At 74.7% G+C, this 18,762-nt stretch carries 15 protein-coding genes; 6 read left to right on the top strand and 9 right to left on the bottom strand.

Annotated features, from left to right (window positions below; all coding sequences use genetic code 11):
* Nucleotides 1-170: 170 nt before the first annotated feature.
* Both ACI78Q_RS22645 and ACI78Q_RS22640 read right to left on the bottom strand, forming a co-directional pair.
* Nucleotides 171-1,577: an APC family permease gene (locus tag ACI78Q_RS22645; RefSeq protein ID WP_456925723.1), complete on the bottom strand. Its 1,407-nt coding sequence runs from the start codon at nucleotides 1,575-1,577 to the stop codon at nucleotides 171-173.
* A 252-nt stretch (nucleotides 1,578-1,829) separates the two neighbouring features.
* Nucleotides 1,830-2,669 (bottom strand): MoaF C-terminal domain-containing protein, encoded by an 840-nt coding sequence (locus tag ACI78Q_RS22640; protein WP_456925722.1) that lies wholly within the window; start codon nucleotides 2,667-2,669, stop codon nucleotides 1,830-1,832.
* Nucleotides 2,670-2,852: 183 nt separating this feature from the next.
* On the opposite strand from ACI78Q_RS22640, the gene ACI78Q_RS22635 reads away from it, so the two are divergent.
* On the top strand, nucleotides 2,853-3,461 hold the full coding sequence (locus ACI78Q_RS22635) for a TetR/AcrR family transcriptional regulator (protein WP_456925721.1): 609 nt from the start codon (nucleotides 2,853-2,855) through the stop codon (nucleotides 3,459-3,461).
* Nucleotides 3,462-3,512: 51 nt separating this feature from the next.
* Here ACI78Q_RS22635 and ACI78Q_RS22630 read toward each other — a convergent pair whose 3' ends face one another.
* From ACI78Q_RS22630 to ACI78Q_RS22620, 3 genes are all read right to left on the bottom strand, one after another.
* Entirely contained in the window at nucleotides 3,513-4,106 is a 594-nt protein-coding gene (locus ACI78Q_RS22630) for a TetR/AcrR family transcriptional regulator (RefSeq protein WP_456925720.1), read from the bottom strand.
* 71 nt (nucleotides 4,107-4,177) lie between these two features.
* Nucleotides 4,178-5,617: an APC family permease gene (locus ACI78Q_RS22625; RefSeq protein WP_456925719.1), complete on the bottom strand. Its 1,440-nt coding sequence runs from the start codon at nucleotides 5,615-5,617 to the stop codon at nucleotides 4,178-4,180.
* Complete coding sequence (locus tag ACI78Q_RS22620; RefSeq protein WP_456925718.1) at nucleotides 5,610-7,568, bottom strand: primary-amine oxidase; 1,959 nt, start codon at nucleotides 7,566-7,568, stop codon at nucleotides 5,610-5,612. The genes ACI78Q_RS22625 and ACI78Q_RS22620 overlap by 8 nt, the downstream gene beginning before the upstream one ends.
* A gap of 107 nt (nucleotides 7,569-7,675) precedes the next feature.
* Here ACI78Q_RS22620 and ACI78Q_RS22615 point away from each other — a divergent pair, with 107 nt between their 5' ends.
* Both ACI78Q_RS22615 and ACI78Q_RS22610 read left to right on the top strand, forming a co-directional pair.
* On the top strand, nucleotides 7,676-8,047 hold the full coding sequence (locus ACI78Q_RS22615) for a hypothetical protein (RefSeq protein ID WP_456925717.1): 372 nt from the start codon (nucleotides 7,676-7,678) through the stop codon (nucleotides 8,045-8,047).
* A gap of 166 nt (nucleotides 8,048-8,213) precedes the next feature.
* Nucleotides 8,214-9,071, top strand: a complete 858-nt coding sequence (locus ACI78Q_RS22610; protein ID WP_456925716.1) for an alpha/beta fold hydrolase — start codon at nucleotides 8,214-8,216, stop codon at nucleotides 9,069-9,071.
* A gap of 9 nt (nucleotides 9,072-9,080) precedes the next feature.
* Here the strand turns inward: ACI78Q_RS22610 and ACI78Q_RS22605 are convergent, their stop codons facing one another.
* Nucleotides 9,081-10,427 (bottom strand): amidase family protein, encoded by a 1,347-nt coding sequence (locus ACI78Q_RS22605; protein WP_456925715.1) that lies wholly within the window; start codon nucleotides 10,425-10,427, stop codon nucleotides 9,081-9,083.
* A gap of 64 nt (nucleotides 10,428-10,491) precedes the next feature.
* On the opposite strand from ACI78Q_RS22605, the gene ACI78Q_RS22600 reads away from it, so the two are divergent.
* The gene (locus tag ACI78Q_RS22600; protein WP_456925714.1) at nucleotides 10,492-11,367 is read left to right on the top strand and encodes an ABC transporter substrate-binding protein; all 876 of its coding nucleotides are present in this window, start codon (nucleotides 10,492-10,494) and stop codon (nucleotides 11,365-11,367) included.
* A 30-nt stretch (nucleotides 11,368-11,397) separates the two neighbouring features.
* Here the strand turns inward: ACI78Q_RS22600 and ACI78Q_RS22595 are convergent, their stop codons facing one another.
* Genes ACI78Q_RS22595 through ACI78Q_RS22585 form a run of 3 tightly spaced genes read right to left on the bottom strand, consistent with a single transcriptional unit; the run spans nucleotide 11,398 to nucleotide 14,337 of the window.
* A complete protein-coding gene (locus tag ACI78Q_RS22595) occupies nucleotides 11,398-12,438 on the bottom strand; it encodes a 3,4-dihydroxy-2-butanone-4-phosphate synthase (RefSeq protein ID WP_456925713.1) in 1,041 nt (346 codons plus the stop codon).
* Entirely contained in the window at nucleotides 12,435-13,085 is a 651-nt protein-coding gene (locus tag ACI78Q_RS22590; RefSeq protein WP_456925712.1) for an NADPH-dependent FMN reductase, read from the bottom strand. Before ACI78Q_RS22590 ends, ACI78Q_RS22595 begins: the two co-directional genes overlap by 4 nt.
* A 1-nt stretch (nucleotide 13,086) precedes the next feature.
* Nucleotides 13,087-14,337, bottom strand: a complete 1,251-nt coding sequence (locus ACI78Q_RS22585; protein ID WP_456925711.1) for an LLM class flavin-dependent oxidoreductase — start codon at nucleotides 14,335-14,337, stop codon at nucleotides 13,087-13,089.
* A gap of 353 nt (nucleotides 14,338-14,690) precedes the next feature.
* Here ACI78Q_RS22585 and ACI78Q_RS22580 point away from each other — a divergent pair, with 353 nt between their 5' ends.
* Nucleotides 14,691-16,736 carry a helix-turn-helix domain-containing protein gene (locus ACI78Q_RS22580; RefSeq protein ID WP_456925710.1) on the top strand — a complete coding sequence of 682 codons (2,046 nt, stop codon included), beginning with the start codon at nucleotides 14,691-14,693 and terminating at the stop codon, nucleotides 16,734-16,736.
* Nucleotides 16,733-18,664: a helix-turn-helix domain-containing protein gene (locus tag ACI78Q_RS22575; protein ID WP_456925709.1), complete on the top strand. Its 1,932-nt coding sequence runs from the start codon at nucleotides 16,733-16,735 to the stop codon at nucleotides 18,662-18,664. The genes ACI78Q_RS22580 and ACI78Q_RS22575 overlap by 4 nt, the downstream gene beginning before the upstream one ends.
* Nucleotides 18,665-18,762: the final 98 nt, after the last annotated feature.

Raw genomic sequence — 18,762 nt, 5'->3', positions numbered from 1 at the left:
GCCGAGGTGCACCTCGGCGACCCCGGGCGCGGGGGCGGGGAGCGGTCAGCCGACCGGCATCCAGGCCATGTCGATCGATGCGGTGGCCATGGCGCTGCGGCTCGGTCGTGTCCGCCGGCAGCAGGCCGGCGCACTCCCGCGGTCGGCAGCCCGGACGTGCCGTCCCACTGTCAGAACACCTGTGCCGAGTAGTCGATGGACCTCTTGCCCAACCCGCGGACCATGCCCGCGAGGAGGACGGCCGGGATCAGGACGAGGAGCCACTGAGCGGTGCCGCCGGAGCCGGTCAACACGGTGTAGTTGGTGAGCGTCACGTATCCGGCGTAGGCGAATGCCGCGATCGACAGCACGGGCGCCACGACGGTCTGCCAGACGTCGTCGACGAGTCGATGACGCAGGAAGAACGCGACGACCGCCACCGAGGTCAGCAGGAGGATCGCGATGAAGCTCGCTGAGCCGAGCGCGCTGAACCAGGCGAAGACCACGGTGATGGGATCGGCGCCGCCGAGCAGGAAGGCGCTGATGACGACCGCGACCGTCGCGCTGTTGACGAGTGCCGCGGTGCCAGGGCTGCCGCGACGCGAGACGGCGGCCAGCCCCCTGGGCAGGACACCGGCGCGGCCCAGGGCGAACAGGTAGCGCGCGAACATGTTGCACAGCCCGAGCAGCATCGCGACGAAACTCGTCACCACCAGGATCTGCATGGCGAGGCTCAGTGCGTGGCCGCCGTTGTCCTCGGCCAGGCCGAAGATGAAGCCCGCGGGATCTGCGGTGGCGGTCTGCTGGATGGAGCCGATGCCGACGGCGCCACCGATCACCCAGGTCGAGAGCGTGTAGAAGACACCCACGAACGCGATGACCAGGTACAGGGCTCGCGGGATCGTGCGGCGGGGGTCCCTGGCCTCCTCGGAGAAGACGACGGTGGCTTCGAAGCTGGTGAAACACAGGAGTGCGAAGAGCAGCGCGATGCCGAGGCCAGGGCCGAAGACGTTGTCAGCGGTGAAACCGGCGATGCTGAAGACGCCGAATCCGTGGTCCACGATCAGAACCACGACCAGGATGGCGACGACGGCTGCCTCCCCGACGATGAGGACGCCCAGCAACTTCAGGCTGGCGTCGACCCCGCGCATCGTGAGCATCGTGACCGCGGCGAAGACGGTCAGGATCCAGGCGAGCGGGGGGATGTCGATGCCGGACAGTTGCGCGACGAGCCCCTGCGCGAAGACGCCGAACTGCGACCACAGGCCGACCTGGAGGGCGAGGTAGGTGAGGAGGGCCAGGCCGGCGCCGCCGGTGGCCCAGACGTTGCCCAAGCCCTTGGCGATGTAGGCGACGAAGCCTCCCGCGTTGGTGATGTGGTGGCTCATGCGCAGGTAGCCGACGGCGAACAACGCGATCAGCAGGGCGGCGAGCGCGTAGATGACCGGTGTGCCGGGGCCCGTTGCGGAGAAGAGCACCGGACTCGCCCCCACGACGGCCGCCATCGGGGCGGCGGCGGCGACGACGAAGAAGGCGATCGCGAGGACGCCGAGCTTGTCGGGCGCCAGGCGGGTGGGTGCCGGCTCGTCGACGGCCACGGCTCCTCCGTCGGTCGTGCCTGCTGGTGGGCGAGGGGCGGTGTTGTTCTCGGTCATGGCTGCTGCTCTCGGTTGACGACTGCGCGGCTGTGTCTGCTCGCCCGGAGTCGGGACGGTTCTCCGGGTCTGCCGACCTGGAGGGGTGCCGACTCGGCGCCGTGGTCTCCGACGGGTGTCACGGATGAGGCTCGCTCCGTGCGCCGTCGAACTCGTACGTGCGTGCTGGTCACGGCTCGGTGACCACTCGCCTCGTCAGGCGGGGCCGGGTCGGCACGAGTCGATGCCGGGTGCGCGGCCGAGGTCGATGGCGTAGGCGCCCATCGTGATGTTGACGAGCTCGCCGGTCTTCTGGTCGAGACCGAACTGGATCCCCACCGTTCGCAGCGCCGTCAGGTCGATGAGGACCATGCCCTCCACGCCGACGTTCTTCTCCAACCAGGAGAAGAGGTACGTCCTGTCGCGCAGCTTCCAGTGGGTGCAGTGGTCGGTGTCACCCAGTCCCGCCTCGGCGCCGCCGACGCAGATCCAGGTGAAGAGGTGCTCGTTGAGGTAGACGTGGTCGTACACGTCGTCACTGCTGTACGCGTAGCGGATGCGGTGACCGATGAGCTCCGTCGTGGCCGGATGGGGAATGGCCACCGCCGTGTCCGCCACGCCCGTCCATCCCTGGAACCAGGTCTGGCGAGCGCGGTGCGGCTCGGGCTGTAGGCCGAGCTCGCCGATTGCGCCCGTCGCCTGACCGGTCGTCGTGTCGAGGGCGAGGCTGACCGCGACCGGGTGGTCCCCGCCGTCCCGGAGGTAGTGCAGGAAGAACAGGCCCGGCTGCATCTCGAACAACTCGTAGGGTGCGCTGCCCTCGTGCCGACCGTCGCCGTCCAGCAGTGTCCATCGCAGCTCGCGTGCGCCGAAGTCGTGCACGAGCGTGTGATCGCTGCCGGTCACCTCCGGCACTCGGCAGCGGAGCGTCAGGGTCTGCCCCTCGAGGCCGGCCGACAGTGGGGGTCGGTACTCGTCGAAGCCCTCCGCCATGTCGCTGAGGGCGGTCCAGTCGTTCTTGTCCCAGCTGAACGCGGTTGTCGTGGGAATCGTCATGCGGCTGCCTTCCATGCGGGCTGTCCATCTGGACAGTTGTGAGCGGTGGCACAGACGGTGACGCATGGCGGCAAACTGGTCAAGTGGACAGCCACGGATGTCTCTGGCAACCTCGAACGCAACGCACCGTGTCCGGGACCGAACCGCGTCCCGAGGGCGGGCGTGACCCAGGAGAGAGGCGACATGACGAGCGCATCCCCCGCGGGGCGTGCCGGTCCCCGGTACGGCGAAGGGCGACGCGCCCTCCTGGCCGCGGCCGTCCACGTCGTGGCCACCCGGGGCCTGCGCCACCTCACGTACCGCGCCGTCGCCCAGGAGGCCGGCGTCGCTCACGGGCTGGTGGCGCACCACTTCGGTACGCGAGACGCGCTCCTGGAGGCGGCACTCGAGTACTCGCTGGAGAACAGCGTTGCGTCGATCAGCACGCGGCCCGGCAGTGGGGACATCGATTCACTGTTCGCCGGCCTCGCCCAGCTCCTCGAGGACTTCTCCGACGACCAGGTCTTCGGGTTCGAGTTGATCCTGGAGTCGCGGAGGCAGCCGGAGCTGCGCCCGCACGTCGAGGCGATGTACGCGGCGTATCGAGCAGCGCTCCGGCGGGAGCTCGAGTGCGCCGGCATCGACTGCGACGACGCGCTCGTCCACCTGATCTTCGCCGCCGTCGACGGGATGGTGTTCCAGGAGCTCGCACTCGGTCACCCGGACCGGACCCAGGCAGCCCTCGGGTACCTGCGCGGGCTGCTCTCGTTGCTCACTCCCGAGTCCCGCGATGGGAGCCCGACGGCGGGCTAGGTGCAGCTCAGCGGCTGCGGGCGCTGTTGGGCCCGCTGGCGTGACCGGCGGTCAGCCGGCGGAGAGCCCGGCCAGGAAGGTGTCGAGCAGCGCGAGCTGGGTCGCCCCCGGTGTGGGGCTCTGCGGCAGGGTCGCCAGGACCTGCAGGCCCATGGCCATGGCGAGCAGCTGCTCGGCGAGGACGTCGTCGGGCGTGCCGACCGTGACGTCGCCGTCCTCCCGTGCCTCGGCCAGCAGGCGCCGCAGCTCCGCCCGCCACTGCTGCATCGCCGCGTCGTTGAGGGCGGCGAACCGCGGGTCGGCGACGGTGCGGCTCCAGAAGGGCAGGACGATCCGGGCCTCCAGCTGAGTGACCTCGGCGGTGGGCAGCACCTCGACGAGGAACGCGCGCAGGGCCGGCCGGCCGCGCAGCCCGGCGGTGGCCGCCCGGATGCGGTCGTTGGTCCGGTCGAAGACGTAGCCGTAGGCCGCCTCGACCAGCGCGTCCTTGTTGGCGAAGTAGTGGGCGAGGGCGCCGTTGGCGTAGCCGGCCTCGCGGGCGATCTCCCGCATGGTGGCGGCGTCCGCGCCGCGGGTGGCGATCAGCCGCCACGTCACCTCGAGGATCTCGCGACGCTTGGTCCCGTGGTCTACGAGCTTGGGCACCGGGCTCCCGTCCCCTCGACGATCCGACGTCCCAGTCTGGACGACGAGGGGACGGGGCCGCGGTGCCGGGATCAGGCGCCGGTCCGCTGCGGCCGCCGGGCCAGCGCGACGGCGACGCCGGCGGCGAACGCGACGGCGATGACGGCCAGCAGCACGGCGGCCAGCCCGGCGGACCCGCTGATCAGCGTGGTGAAGTTGGCCAGCACGAGCGCCACGATGCCGAGCAGGCCGAGCGTGCCCAGGAGCGGAGCGACCCGGGTGTGCCAGACGCGCCGGTCCACCCGGCTGCGGGCGAAGAACGCCAGGACGGCCACGCTGGTCAGCACCATGAGCAGCAGGACGCTGACCGTCGCCAGGCCCGACATCCAGGTGAACAGCTGCAGCACCGGGTCCGAGCCGGCGACGGCGAAGACCGCGACCACCACGAACGCCGACGCCGTCTGCACCAGCGAGCCGACGTGCGGGGAGGCGTGGCGGTCGTGGGTCCGGCCGAGCCCGGCCGGTGCCACGCCCTGCCGGCCCAGCGCGAACAGGTACCGCGAGATCGCGTTGTGGAACGCCAGGAGCGCGGCGAACAGGCTGGTCAGCAGGAGCACCACCATGGCGTCGGCGACGGCCGGGCTCAGGTACTGCGCGGTCGCGCTGAAGACCAGTCCCGCGGTGTCGGCCCGGGCGGCCGCGACCACGCCGTCGGTGCCGAAGGCCAGCACGACCGCCCAGCTGGCCAGGGCGTAGAACCCGCCGATGAGGACCACGGCCACGTACGTGGCCAGCGGCACCGTCCGCCGCGGGTTGCGCGCCTCCTCGCCGTAGATGGCGGTGGCCTCGAAGCCGATGAAGGACGCGATCGCGAACATGATGCTGATGCCGGGTGCGCCGGAGAAGAACTCCGACGGCGTGAACGACCGGACGTCGATGCCGTCGGCCCCGCCCTGCACCAGCACGGCGATCGCCACGACGGCGATGACCCCGATCTCCAGCGTCAGCAGGACGCCGAGGACCTTGGCGCCGACGTCGATGTTGCGGTACCCGAGCAGCCCGACGACCGCCATGAGCAGCAGCGACCAGACCCACCAGGGCAGGTCCGGGCCGCCGTACTGCACGACCAGGCCCTGGGCGGTGGCGCCGGCCAGGCCGTAGATCGCCGCCTGGATGGCGGTGTAGGTGAGCAGGGCCAGCCCGGCGGCGCCGACGCCCACCGGCGTGCCGAGCCCCTTGCTGACGTAGGCGTAGAAGGCGCCGGCGTCGACGACGTGCCGGCTCATCGCCGCGTACCCGACGCTGAACAGCAGCAGGACGACGGCGGCCACCACGTAGGCCAGCGGACTCCCGGGACCGTTGCCGATCGCGAGCATGACCGGCAGGGCGCCGCCGATCGAGGTCAGCGGCGCGGCCGCGGCGACGACCAGGAACACGATCCCGACGACGCCGATCGAGCCGCGCAGGCCGCGGCCGGCCGGCTCCTCGGTGGGGGTGGCGGCCGGGGCCGCGGTGGGGGAGAGCTCACTCATGGCAGGAACCGCCCTCGGTCGGGCCGCCGGTGGACCGGGAGCGGCAGTGGGCACTGGCGTTGGGCGGGACGTCGAGGGTGGGGTTGCGGTCGAAGAAGCCGACCGGCTTGAGCCGGAAGCCCGTGTGGTCGACCGGCATGATCGGCCAGTCCTCGGGCCGCGGGACGTGGGTGAGCCCGAAGGTGTGCCAGACGACGAGGTCGGTGGCCTCCACCCCGCGGTCGCGGGCGACGTACTCCGGCAGGCCGGCGCCGCCCGGGTGCTGGTTGACGAAGTCGCCGGCCGCGTAGCGCTCCGCGGGGTCGTACGGCGTCACCCACAGGTGCCTGGTCGCGAAGGTGGCCCGGCGGGCGATGGGGCTGTCGGGGTCGGCCAGCAGCGGTGGCTGGCCCTCCGGCAGCAGCGCGTAGGCGACCGGCTCACCGAGGCGGTTGCGGCTGTCCGGGTTGCTGATGTGCCAGACCCGGCCGACGGACTGGTCGGCCATCCGCTGCGCCTCGGACTCCGTCCGCAGCGTCGTCCGGCGCTGGGCGAAGGCGTTGCCGCGCGGGTTGCCCGGCCCCATCGGGACCCGGACGAAGTCCAGCTCCTCGACGGTGTTGTTCGGGCCGTCGACGGCCATGTCCAGCCGGGCGCTGAACAGGTGCTGGTGGAACGGCGCCCCCAGGCCGGGGGCGATCTCGGAGGCGTACGGGTAGCCCTCGCCCGGGTGCGCGGAGGTGAAGACGACGCCGGTGGCCTTGACCTCGAAGCCGATGGTGCCGTCGAGGTGGAGGTACCAGTAGAAGCCGTAGTCGTAGTTGCCGATGGTGGTGAAGAAGCTGATCACCATGCGGCGCTGGCGGCGGGTCTCCGACGAGCCGGCCCACGCGTCGGTGTGCTTCCAGAGGATGCCGGCGTCCTCCTCGTGCATGCAGATGGCGTTGCGCAGCACCTGCGGGTTGCCGCGCTCGTCGGCGATGACCGCGTCGAGGTAGGTGATGTCGCCGAGGCAGTCGCAGCCCAGCTCCAGGGCGTTGGCGTACCGGCCGACCAGGTACTCGCCGGTGTCGAAGTAGTTCTGCCACGAGCGGACGGGGGACGGGTCGGCGTAGGGCACGACCATCTCGGCGATCGACGCCCGGTGGACGACCGAGCGCAGCCGGCCGCCGTCCTCGAAGCCGATCTGGTGCAGGGTCAGGCCCTCGCGGGCGTCGAACCCGACCCGCAGTTGCCAGCCCTCCCAGGTCAGCAGGTTGCCGTCGAGGGTGAAGCTCGGGCCCTCGGGCTGGGTGATCTCGATCGGCCGCTGCGTGGTGCGCATCGGCCCGGTGACCGCCGGGTCGTCGAAGTTGCCCGACTCCTCGGGCACCGGCACCGGACCGAGGTCGAGGACCTGGTCGACCGTCCTGTTCATGACGTCGACGTAGGCGACCAGTCCGTCGACGGGGTGGGCCCAGGCGTGGTCGCGCGGGTGGTCCTGGCGGAAGGCGAGGCCGCGCAGGATGCGCCGCCCGGTCTCCCCGGGGTACTCGAAGACGCCCGCCGACAGGGGCGCCACCCGGACGTCGGCGACGTCGAGGCCGCGGGCGGCCAAGGCGGCCAGCCAGCGCTCGTCGGTGGCCAGCACCTCCTCGACGAGGGCGAACTCCTCGTCGAGCACCGGCAGCTGCCCGTCGGTGGCGGCGTCGAGCGCGCGGTCGGAGACGACCGCCCGGCGGCTCACCGAGACGACGACGTCGTGGGCGTCGGGCCGCTCGACGTCGTGCAGCAGGACCCGGACCCGGCGGTCGACCGGTGCGCCGGTGTACAGCGCGGCCTTGTCCGGTTCCTCCAGGCCGACGTACACGAAGCGCGTGGAGTCAGCGACCAGGCCGGCGTCCACCAGCACCTGCCGGGCGGTGGCGACCTCCTCGGCGGTCAGCAGCTCGAGCGGGTGGGTGACGGAGGGGGCGGCAGTGGGTGCGGCCATGGGGGCTCCCTGTTTTGGTTCTACGGGTGTAGAAAGACTGCGTGACCCACGTTACAAGTGCTGTCTCGCTATGTGAAGCCCGTGCCCTAAAGTCGAATGAAGGGTCGGTGCCGCGGACTGTCCGGGGGGCGGCCGCGGCGGCCGCGCTGGGGTCGGCTGCGGTGCACGTGCTCGCCCTCGCCACCGGCGCCCCGCCGTCGTCGGCGCAGGTGCTGGTGCTCCTCGGCATGGCGATGGCCTGCCTGCCCTGCGCGGTGCACCTGGCCCTGCTCCCGCGCCGGCGCGCCTGGGTGCAGGCCGCCGCCGTGTCCGCGGCCATGGTGGGAGCCCACCCGCTGGTGGCGGCCGGGCACGCGCACCACGGGACGGCCGGCGGGGGAGCGGTGGGGGTGGCGATGGTCGCCGTCCCGGCACTGGGCCTCGTCCTCGCGCTGACCGGGCTCGCCCTCGGCCGGCCGCCCGCGACGGCTGTCGGCTGACCCGCCCCGGGCCTGTCGGCTCTGCCACACCGCGGCCGGACCCGGTGCCGGTGGCCTAGCCTCGGAGGCGGCCGCAGATCCAGCCCCGGCCGCGGACCGGTCCGGGGCGCCCGTCCTGGGGAGGGCACCCATCACCGCTGGTCAGCCGCCGGTCCGCCCGCGCCCGGTGTGGAGCGCGGACGGGACGCTCCTGCGCGCCTGGTCGAACGAGCAGGACGGTGTCCCCGTCCTCCTGTGCAACGGCCTCGGTGCCTCGCCCGCCGCGTGGTCGGCCCTGCTCGCCCGGGACAGCGGTTTCCGGGTGGTCGGCTGGGACCACCGCGGGCTGGGCGGTTCGGAGCGTCCGGCCGACCCCGAGCGCGTCCGCGTCGAGGACCACGTCGCCGACGCCCGTGCCGTCCTGGATGCCTTCGACCTCCCGCCCGCGCTCGTCGTCGGCTGGTCGCTGGGGGTCAACATCGCCTTCGAGCTGGCCCTGGCCGACCCGCAGCGGGCCCGCGGCGTGCTGGCCGTGGCCGGGGTGCCCGGCGGCAGCTTCTCGTCGCTGTTCGGGTCGCTCGGCGTGCCGCGCCGGCTGCGGTCCACGGCCGGCCGGCACGGCAGCCGGCTGCTGCCGGTGGTCGGCCCGTTCCTGCCGCTGGTCACCGCAGGCCTGCAGCAGTGGCAGCCCCTGCTGTCGATGGCCGGCGCCGACCCCGGGGCGCCGGAGGCCGCCCGGCTGACCGGGCTGCTGGAGGTCGCGCACGAGTTCGCCGGTCAGGACTGGGCGTGGTTCCGGCACGCGGCCGTGGCGGCCGCCGAGCACGCGCCGCTCGACCTGTCGCCGCTGGCCGCCCCCGCCACCTTCCTGGCCGGCCGCTACGACGTGCTCGTCGACGCCGCCGACGTGCGGGCCGCCGCCGCGGCGGTCCCCGGCGCCCGGTACCGGGAGTACCCGACGTCGCACTTCCTGCCCCTGGAGCGCCCCGACGTGGTGCTCGACGAGCTGCGCCGGCTCGCCGAGGTGTGCGCCGCCCGCGGCTGAGGACGCCGGCTACCGGCGGGCGGCACCCAGGACCGCCTCCACCCGGGCGGCCGCCGCGAGCAGCGCGCCGTCGGTGCCGGGCAGTGACTCCAGGGACAGGCCGATCGGCAGCCCGGCGGCCGTCGCGCCCGCCGGCAGCGAGATCGACGGCATCCCGGCGGTCGACCCCGGCCCGGTGTTGCGGATCGTGGTCAGGAAGACCGGCACCTGCCGGCCGGCCAGCTCGGTCGTGTCGTCGTCCCCGACCGGTGGCGCCGGCATCGGCACCGTCGGGTAGACGAGCGCGTCGAGCGGGTCGCCGTCCGGGAGGCGCAGCGCGGCGGCGTAGGCCGCGCGCAGCCGCTCCCGGACGGCGAGGTTCTCCCGGTGGACCGATTCGGTGACCGAGCCGCCGGCGGCGAGCTCGAGCGCCCCGCGGACGTCGGGGGAGGCGACCTGGGCCAGGACGTCGGCGAGGGTCAGCCGGCTCTCCGGCCCGGGCAGCGTGGCGAGGTAGGCCGGCAGCTCGCGGGCGATCTCGAAGAACACGATCGGGAACCCGCACTCCGCGTCCAGCGCGTGCGCGTCCGCCACGCAGACCTCGACCAGCTCCACGCCGGCGTCGGCGAGCCGGTCCAGCGCCCGCTGCGTGGTGGCCGCGACCTCCGGGTGGAGGTCGTCGTGGAAGCCGATCCGGGGGACGCCGAGCCGCAGCGGCCGGTCGTCGGGGGCGGGTGCCTGCTGCCCGGTGACCAGCTCGTCGACCAGCGCGGCGTCGGCGACGGTCGTGGCGAGCACCCCCGCGGTGTCGCGGGTGTTGGAGATCGGCACCGTGCGGCCGGAGCCCCAGCGGCCGACCGTCGGGCGCCAGCCGACCAGACCGCAGTGCGCCGCCGGCACCCGCACCGAGCCGCCGGTGTCGGTGCCCAGCGCGACGGGGACGACGCCGGTGGCCACGGCGACCGCCGACCCGCCCGAGGAGCCGCCGGCCGAGCGGCTCGGGTCGTGCGGGTTCCGGACCGGGCCGAACGCGGCGTTGTTGCTGGTGACGCCGAGCGCCAGCTCGTGCAGGTTCGTCTTGCCGACCACCGCCACCCCGGCCGCCCGCAGCCGCTCGACCGCGTGCTGGTCGCGGCCCGGCCGGGAGTGCCGCAGCGCCGGGGTCCCGCCGGTGGTGGGCAGGTCGCGGGTGTCGAGGTTGTCCTTCACCGCCAGCGGGACGCCGGCCAGCGGCCCGGACCCGCCCGCCGCGGTGTCGGCGACGGTGATGAAGGCGCCCAGGTCGGCGATCGCGCGCGCCCGCTCCAGGCTCTCGGCGAGCACCTTCTCCGCGGACGTCGCCGCGATGCGCTGCCGGACCTGGTCGATCGTCGCCACGTCGTCCCCTCCCGCCGGTCCCGGTGCGGCGTCATCCTGCCCGCCGCGTGGCTACCGTGGCGCGGTGCGGATCGCCTCCCTGCTGCCGGCCGCGACGGAGATGGTGACGGCACTCGGGCTGGCCGACCGGCTGGTCGCGGTCACCTTCGAGTGTCCCGCCGAGGCCCGGCAGCGCTGCCCCGTCGTCGTCGACACCGCCCTCCCGCAGGGGCTCGCGCCGGCGGACGTCGACGCCTGGGTGCGCGACCGGGTCGCCGCGGGGCTGCCCCTCTACGAGCTCGACCGCCCGGCGCTGGCCGCGGCCGACCCCGACCTGATCCTGACCCAGGACCTCTGCCGGGTCTGCGCGCTCCCGGCGGCGACCGTGGAGGAGGCGTGCCGGGCGATCGGCACCGACGCCGAGGTCGTCTCGATCGACCCGCACACCCTGGACGAGGTGCTCGACGCGCTCGCGGCGGTCGGGCGCGCGGCCGGCGTCCCCGACCTCGCGGCGGACCTGGTGGGGGAGCTGCACCGTCGGCTGGCCGCCGTCGAGCGGGCGGTCGCGGGCCGGCCCCGGCCGCGGGTGCTCGTCCTGGAGTGGACCGACCCGCCCTACCTCCCCGGTCACTGGGTGCCCGAGCTCGTCCGCCGGGCAGGGGGCGAGCCGGTGGGGGCCCTCGACGGCGACCGCAGCGTGGCGGCGGACTGGGCGGACCTGCCGGCCGCGGACCTGGTCGTCGTCGCGCCGTGTGGGCTGGGTCTGGCGGCGGCGCTCGAGCAGTGCGCGGCGGTCGCGGAGCGGCTGCCGGGGATGCCCCTGCTGGCGATCGACTCCGCCCGCTGCGTGGTGCAGGCCGGACCGGGGCTCGTCGACGGGGTCGAGGCCCTCGCCTGGGCGCTGCACCCCGGCGCGGTCCCGGAGCCGCCGGCCGGGCGGGTCGCCCGGCCGGCCGGCTGAGCGGGGCGTTCCCGCCCCGAGCCGTCTGCCCTACAGCTGGGCGACACCGACGACCGGGACGCCGAACCCGCCCAGGCCGTCGGCGTCGCCCTGGTCGTCGGTGAGCACGACCGCCGAGCCGACGCCGAGGTGGCGCAGCACGTGCGCGGTCAGGCGGTGCGCGGCCTCCGCCGGGTCGCCGCCGTCCTCGCACATCGGCCGGCGTCCCCGCAGGTAGACCACCACGCCGCGGCCCGCCGTCCGCACCGCGGTGAGCGCGGCGTCCAGGTCGCCGGCGCAGCGGCACTGCACCGACCCGAGCAGGTCACCGGCCAGGCACTCGACGTGCACGCGGACCGGCACGGCGTGGCCGCCGTCGACGTCCCCGGCGACGACCGCCAGGTGCTCGGTGCCGTCGGCCGCGTCGACGTAGACGTGCCGCCGGAACTCACCGTGCCGGGTGGTCAGGGAGACGGTGCCCGCGGGCCGCACCGGGGACTCGACCCGTTCCCGGTGCCGGACGACGTCCTCCACGTCGACGGCGGCGAGGGCGTCCAGCGCCGGCGGCAGGGGCTCCCACCCCGACTCCGGCACCGCCGCCAGCACCGCCGCGGGAACCAGCCCGGCCAGGCGGCACAGGTCGGTCGCGGCCTCCGGCGGCGCCGAGCGCTCCAGCACGCCACCCGAGCGCACCCGCACCGGCACGACGTGCCCGGGACGGACGAGGTCCGCCGGGGTCGTCGACGGGTGGGCCAGCGCGCGGGCGGTCCGGGCGCGCTCCAGGGCGGAGATGCCCGTGGTCAGGCCGGCGCACGCGTCGACCGACACGGCGAACGCCTCACGGCCGGCGTCGTCGGCCTCCATCAGCGGGATGTCGAGGGCCGCCAGCCGTTCCCCCTCGAGGGCCACGCAGGCGAAGCCGCTGCTGTAGCGGACCAGAAGGGCCATGGTCTCGCCGGTGACCCGCTCGGCGGCGATCACCAGGTGCCGCTCGCCGGCGCAGGTGAGGACCACCGGCTCGCCGCGGCGCAGCGCCGCCAGGGCGCCGGGCACACCGTCGACCCGCTCCGGGCACTCGGCCAGCACGGTCATCGCCCGGCCCCCTGTCCGGCGGGCACCGCGGTGTCGCGGCGGGCCGACACCAGCTCGGCGAAGCGGACCACCTCGTCCGCGACGGTGTGCAGCTGTTCCACGACGCGCTGGTCGCTGCACGTCCCGTCCGCGAAGCTGCACTGCGCGGAGTTGATGGCCGCGCCGTACGGGGTGACCCACCCGCGCAGGGCGTGCACGATCGCCCGCAGCGCGGTCAGCGTGGTCACCGACGCCTGCCAGCCGTACGCGGTCACGATCAGCCCGACCGACCGGTCGGCGAGGTAGGGCAGCCGGTCGGACCGCATGTCCTCGGTGTGGTCGAGGGCGTTCTTCACCAGGCCCGACAGCGAGCCGTGGTAGCCCGGCGAGGCGACGATCACCCCGTCGGCCCGCCGCAGCTCGGCGACGAGGTCCTCGGCCACGGGGCCACCGCTGCCGCACTCCGGGGCGTACATCGGCAGCTGGGTGAGCTCCGCGCCGGAGAAGACGCGGGTCGTGGCGCCGAGCGCCTCGACCCGGCGCATCGCGGTGCGCAGCGCCTGCTCGCTGGACGAGCCGGGGCGCACCGTGCCGCCGAGGCCGACGACGTGCAGTGGCCGCGCTCCGTCCCGTCCCGGGTCCGGGCGGGCGGTGGTCGCCGCGGCCACGTCAGGCCCCCGTCGGCACGGCCGGCCGGCTCGCGGCGGCGACCCGCCGCTGGCTGACCTCCGGGGTCCAGTGGTCGGGCTGGTCGGCCCACAGGTCGCGCAGCTGCGGGATGACCTGGGTGCCGAACAGGTGGGTGTTCTCGGCCGCGGTCTCCTCCGGGAGGTTGCCCATGTGCAGGGAGGCGATCAGCTGGCCGACGCGCAGCTCGGTGGCCAGCTCGCGCAGGCGCTGGGCCACGCGGTCGGGGGTGCCCGCGACGATGTAGCCCTTCTCGTCGTACTCCCAGAAGCTCATCTCCCCACGCACCGCCCGCTCGCGGTCGGCGGCGGCCGCGGGGTTGGTCGTGTGCTTGAGCGTCTGGGCGAGGGAGGTCGTCGAGTTGTAGCCGGGCGGGGTGGCGTACCGCATGGCGGGGTTGCGCACCCGCTGGAAGTACTTGACCGCCTCGTAGTACTTGGCCTCCGCCTCGGCGTCGGTGTCGGCCACGCAGACCAGCTGGGTGAAGGCCATGCGGTGCGGGTTCATGTCGCCGTCGTTGGCGGCGACGTAGTCCCAGTAGCCGTCGACCAGGGGCTTGGCCGCCTGGAGGCCGGAGAAGGAGAGGTGGCCGTAGCAGTAGTTCTCGCGGGTCACCAGCTCCCACGTCTCGACACTGCTCGACCCGGGGATCCAGATCGGCGGCCGCGGCTGGATCGGCCGGGGCCAGAGGTTGACGTAGCGCAGCTGGGTGTACTTGCCGTTGAAGGCGAACGGCTCCCGCTCCTCCCACGCGCGCAGGACGAGCCGGCGCGCCTCGTGGAAGCGGTCGCGCAGCTCCACCGGGGTGCGGGCGTAGGCGAAGGCGGAGTCCATGGGGGTGCCGAAGACGAAGCCGGCGATGAGCCGTCCTTCGGACAGGCAGTCCAGGTAGGCCATCTCCTCGGCGACCCGCGTCGGCGGGTTGTACAGCGCCAGGGAGTCGCCGATCACCAGGATCGCCGCGTTCTCGGTGCTGCTCGCGAGGCTGGCGGCCAGCAGGTTGGGCGACGGCGTCATCGCGAACGGCGTCTGGTGGTGCTCGTTGACCGCCAGGCCGTCGAAGCCGTCCCGGTCGGCCTGCTGCATGAGGCGGATGAACATCCGGTAGTTCTCACCGACGCGCTCGGGGTCGGCCATGTCGATCGGGCTGTCCACCCACGCCCCCTGGCCGGGGGCCGGGAACTGGTCAGGGAGCCCGTCGTACGTCACTTCCGCGAACCAGTGGAACTTCATCGTCGCCTCATCCCGGACTGTCGCGTCCTCGTCGCCGCTGGGAACGGGCCCACTGTCGAACGGCCCGGCAGCCCCGGACAACGGACGTCCGTCCACTCGTGCCCGGGGAGCGGTGGGCAGCGTCACACCCGTCCGGCGACCGCGGACGGACGACCGACGGCGACGACCGCGGTGGAGAGATGTCCACCCCACATGCGTGAGGTGTGTGCGGTTAACCCTGTTCCGCCGGTCCGCCTGCTCCGCACACTGGGCGGGACGTGAGGTCGGTCACACGGGTGGGCGCCCCTGCGGAGACGCGTCCGACCGGGTGGCGAGCTGCCGTACGGTGAGGACACGGAGGTGACCCGGGCCACATGACCAGCGCACCAGCCGCGGCGTCGGGCCGGCGCGTGCCCGCGGCCACCGTCCCGGCCGCCCGCAACGGCGGGCTCCCGCGCAGCGGGGCTGCCGGGCCGGCGCACCGGGCCATCGCCCACCTGCTGCACCTGCTCGCCGAGGAGGCGCCCGCCGAGGCCTTCGACCGGCTCTCGCGCAGCGTGCTGGACGCGACCGCCCCCGCCGACCGGGACCTCGCGCTGACCGCGCTGGCGCGGGCCGGGCGGGTGCGGGAGCTGCTGGCCCACCGCAAGCGCCGGGAGAAGGAGACCCAGGCGCTGTACGAGAGCGCCCGGGACCTCGCCTCGCTGCGGGACGGCGAGCAGGTGCTCGAGGCGATCGTGCACCGGACCCGCCAGCTGCTCGGCACCGACGCCGCCTACCTGGCGCTGGTGGACGAGGACACCGGCGAGGTCTACATGCGGCTGACCCTCGGCACGGTCACCACGCGGATCGAGTCGGTCCGCCAGCGACCGGGGCAGGGCATCGGCGGGCGGATCATCCGGACCGGCCGGCCCTACGCGACGGCCAACTACCAGGCCGACCGGAGCCTGGACCGGGATCCCTCCGTCGCCGACGCGGTGGTCGAGGACGGCATCGTCGGCATCATCGGCGCACCGCTGCGGGTCGGCGGGGACGTCGTCGGCGCCCTGTTCGGCGCCAACCGGTACGAGCGCTCGTTCGAGCCGAGCGAGGTCGCGCTGCTGTCCTCGCTCGCCGACCACGCCGCGATCGTCATCGAGAACGTGCGGCTGTTCGAGCGGGCGGAGCGGACGGCAGAGGAGCTGCGGACGGCCAACGCCCAGCAGCGCGTGCAGGGGCAGGCGCTGGAACGCGGCACCTCGGCGCACGGGCAGCTGATGCGCACGGTGCTGCGGCGGGCGGACCTCGCCGAGCTGCTCGACGCGATCGGCGCGATCCTCGAGGGTGAGGTCGCGTTCGTCGACCCGAACGGCCAGGTCGTGGCCACCACCCGGGCCGGCGGCCGATCGCCGGCCGCGGACCTGGTGGCCGTGGGACCGGATGCGCCGGCGACGGCCCGCCCGGGCGGCGCGCGCCGGCTCGACGGGCCGGCCGACGCCGAGGGCGAGAGCTGGGCGGTGCCGGTGCAGGCGGGCCCGGACTCCTTCGGGCACCTGGTGTTCCGTGCCGCCGAGCCGCTGCTCGAGGCCGACGTGCGCGTCCTCGAGCGCTCGGCGCAGACGGCGGCGCTCCTGCTGCTGATGGAGCGGCAGGCGGCGGCGGCCGAGCAGCACGTCCGGGGAGAGGTCATCGCCGACCTGCTCGCCGAGCGGGAGCCCCGCTGGGACTCCTTCACCCGCCGGGCCAAGCGCGCCAGCGGCATCGACTTCGACGTCCCCCACACCGTGCTCGTCCTCACCGCGGGCGGAGTGCCGCGCCGGCGTCTGCTCCGGGCGACGGCGGACTACGCGGCCACGCGCCGCGGGCTGGCCAGCGAGCACGCCGGGAAGGTGGTGCTGCTGCTGCCGGGGGTCGACGAGGCCACCGTCGGCCGCACCGTCAAGCCGCAGCTGGACCGGATGACCGGCGGGCAGGTCACCTGCGGCGTGGCCGGGCCGGCTACCTCGGCGGCCGCGGTGCGCGAGCTGCACCGCAGCGCCGACCGGTGCCACCGGCTGCTGCTGGCGCTGGGCCGCGAGGGGCAGGCCGCCGGGGTGGAGGACCTCGGCGTCATCGGCCTGGTGCTCAGCGGCACCTCGCGCGAGCAGCTGGAGCAGGTGCTCGCCGAGACCCTCGGTCCGGTCGTCCGCTACGACGAGGAGCACGGCACCCCGCTGGTCGAGACGCTGTCGGTCTTCTTCGCCGCCGGGCAGAACCCGCGGGCGGCGGCCCGCTCTCTCCGGGTGCACCCCAACACCGTCTACCAGCGCCTCGAGCGGGTCGACGTCGTCCTCGGGCACCGGACGTGGCGCGAGCCGCAGGGCGCCCTGACCATGCAGATGGCCCTGCAGCTCCACCGGGTCGTCCAGCAGGTCCCGATCGAGGTGCTGGTCGGCTCGTGAACGGCCCGGGTCAGCGCCCCGCCCCGACCGGCCGCGCCCCGGCGCCGTCCGCCGTCCTGGCCCGGCTGCTCGACGTGCTCGCCGAGGAGGGGCCGATCACGGAGATCGACGCCCTCGCCGCCCAGGTGCGCGAGGCGCCGCAGCTCCCGGACCGCCAGGTGCTGCTGCTCGCCGCCGAGGACGCCCGCCGCATCCGGGAGCTGCTCGCGCAGCGGAAGCGGCGCGAGGCGGAGATGCAGGCGCTGTACGAGACCGCCCGCGACCTCACGTCGCTGCGGGACGTCGACGGCGCCCTGCACGCGATCGTGGACCGCGTGCGCCGGCTGCTGGGCGCGGACCTCACGTACATCGCGCTGGTAGACGAGGAGACCGGCGACGCGTACATGCGGGTCACCTCGGGCGCGCGGACCGTGCCGATCGAGTCGGTGCGCCAGCCGCGCGGCTGGGGCATCGGTGGCCGGGTCATCGAGACCGGCCAGCCGATCGCCACGGCCGACTACCTGGCCGATCCCCGCCTCACGCTCTCGCCCTCGGTCTCGGCGGCCGTCCGCGAGGAGGGCATCGTCGGCATCGTCGGCGTCCCGATGAAGCTGGGCTCGCAGGTGGTGGGTGCGCTCTTCGCCGCCGACCGCCGCCGGCGGACGTTCGACCAGGCCGAGATCGCCCTGCTCTCGTCGTTGGCCGACCACGCCTCGGTGGTCATCGAGAACGCCCGCCTGTTCGCCGGCGTGCGGGCCTCCACCGAGGAGCTGCGCGAGGCCAACGCCCGCCTGTCCGCGCAGCGGCACGTGCTGGAGCGGGCCAGCGAGGCCCACGAGCAGCTGATGCCGCTGGCCCTCAGCCGCGCCGACCTCGGCCAGTTCGCCGAGACGGTCGCCCGCATCCTGGACGGTGCCGTCGAGCTCGTGGACACCGACGACCGGCTGCTGGCCGCGGCGGACGGCCCGGCCGGGGACCACGCCGGCCCGGCCGGGGACGACGACGGCCCGGCCGCGGCGGCGGTCGTCCGGGTGCGGGCCGGCAAGGAGGTCTTCGGCAGCCTGCGTCTGACCCGCGCCACCCCGCTCACCGAGGCGGAGACGCGGACGCTGGAGCGCGCGGCGCAGACCGCCGCCCTGCTGGTCCTCATGGAGCGGCAGACCGCGCTCCTGGAGGAGGAGCTGCGCGCCGAGCTCCTCGACGACCTGCTCGCCGACGGGACCCCGGACCGGGACGTCGTGCGCCGGCGCGCCGAGCGGCTCGGCGTGCTGCGCCCGGGAGAGCCGCAGACGCTGGTGGTCTGCTCGGCCACCGACGTGCCGCTGTCGGCGCTGCTGGCCGCCGCGGCCGACCTGGCCGCGCGGTCCGGCGGCCTGGCCAGCGAGCACAGCGGGTCGGTGGTCGTCCTCCTGCCGGGCACGGACGGCGGGGCGGCGGCGCGGACGGTCGCCGCCGAGCTCGGCAGATCCGTGGGCGCCCCGGTCACCGCGGGCGCCTCCGGGCAGGCGGCGACGGCGACCGACCTGCGCGCCCTGCACCGGGAGGCGGCCCGGGGGCACCGGCTCCTGCTCGCCCTCGGGCGGGAGGGGGACGGGGCGACGCTGCAGGAGCTGGGCATCGTCGGCCAGCTGCTGGAGGGCGCGACACCCGGGCGGGTGCAGCGGGTCGTCGACCGCGTGCTCGGGCCGCTGACCGCCTACGACACCCAGCACTCGGCGGCGCTGTTCGACACCGTGGAGGCCTACTTCGCCTGCGGGCAGAGCCCGCCGGAGGCGGCGCGCCGGCTGCAGGTGCACGTCAACACCGTCTACCAGCGGCTGGAGCGGGTCGACCGGGTGCTCGGCGGTGCCGGCTGGCGGGAACCGCAGGGGGCCCTGGAGATGCAGATGGCCCTGCAGCTGTACCGCGCCACCCGGCCTGCCGCGCCCGGGGAGCCAGCGGCTCCCTGACTGACGGCCCGGTCCGGCCCCTGTCTGGCGATCAGCACCGAGGGGAGGGGGCCGGGCCCCCCGGGGGGGGGTGCCCCCCCCCCGCGGGGGGGGGGGGG

This window comes from Geodermatophilus sp. SYSU D00705, assembly GCF_054050135.1.
The sequence above is the reverse complement of the archived record's forward strand: the minus strand, read 5'-3'. Positions and strand labels throughout refer to the sequence as shown.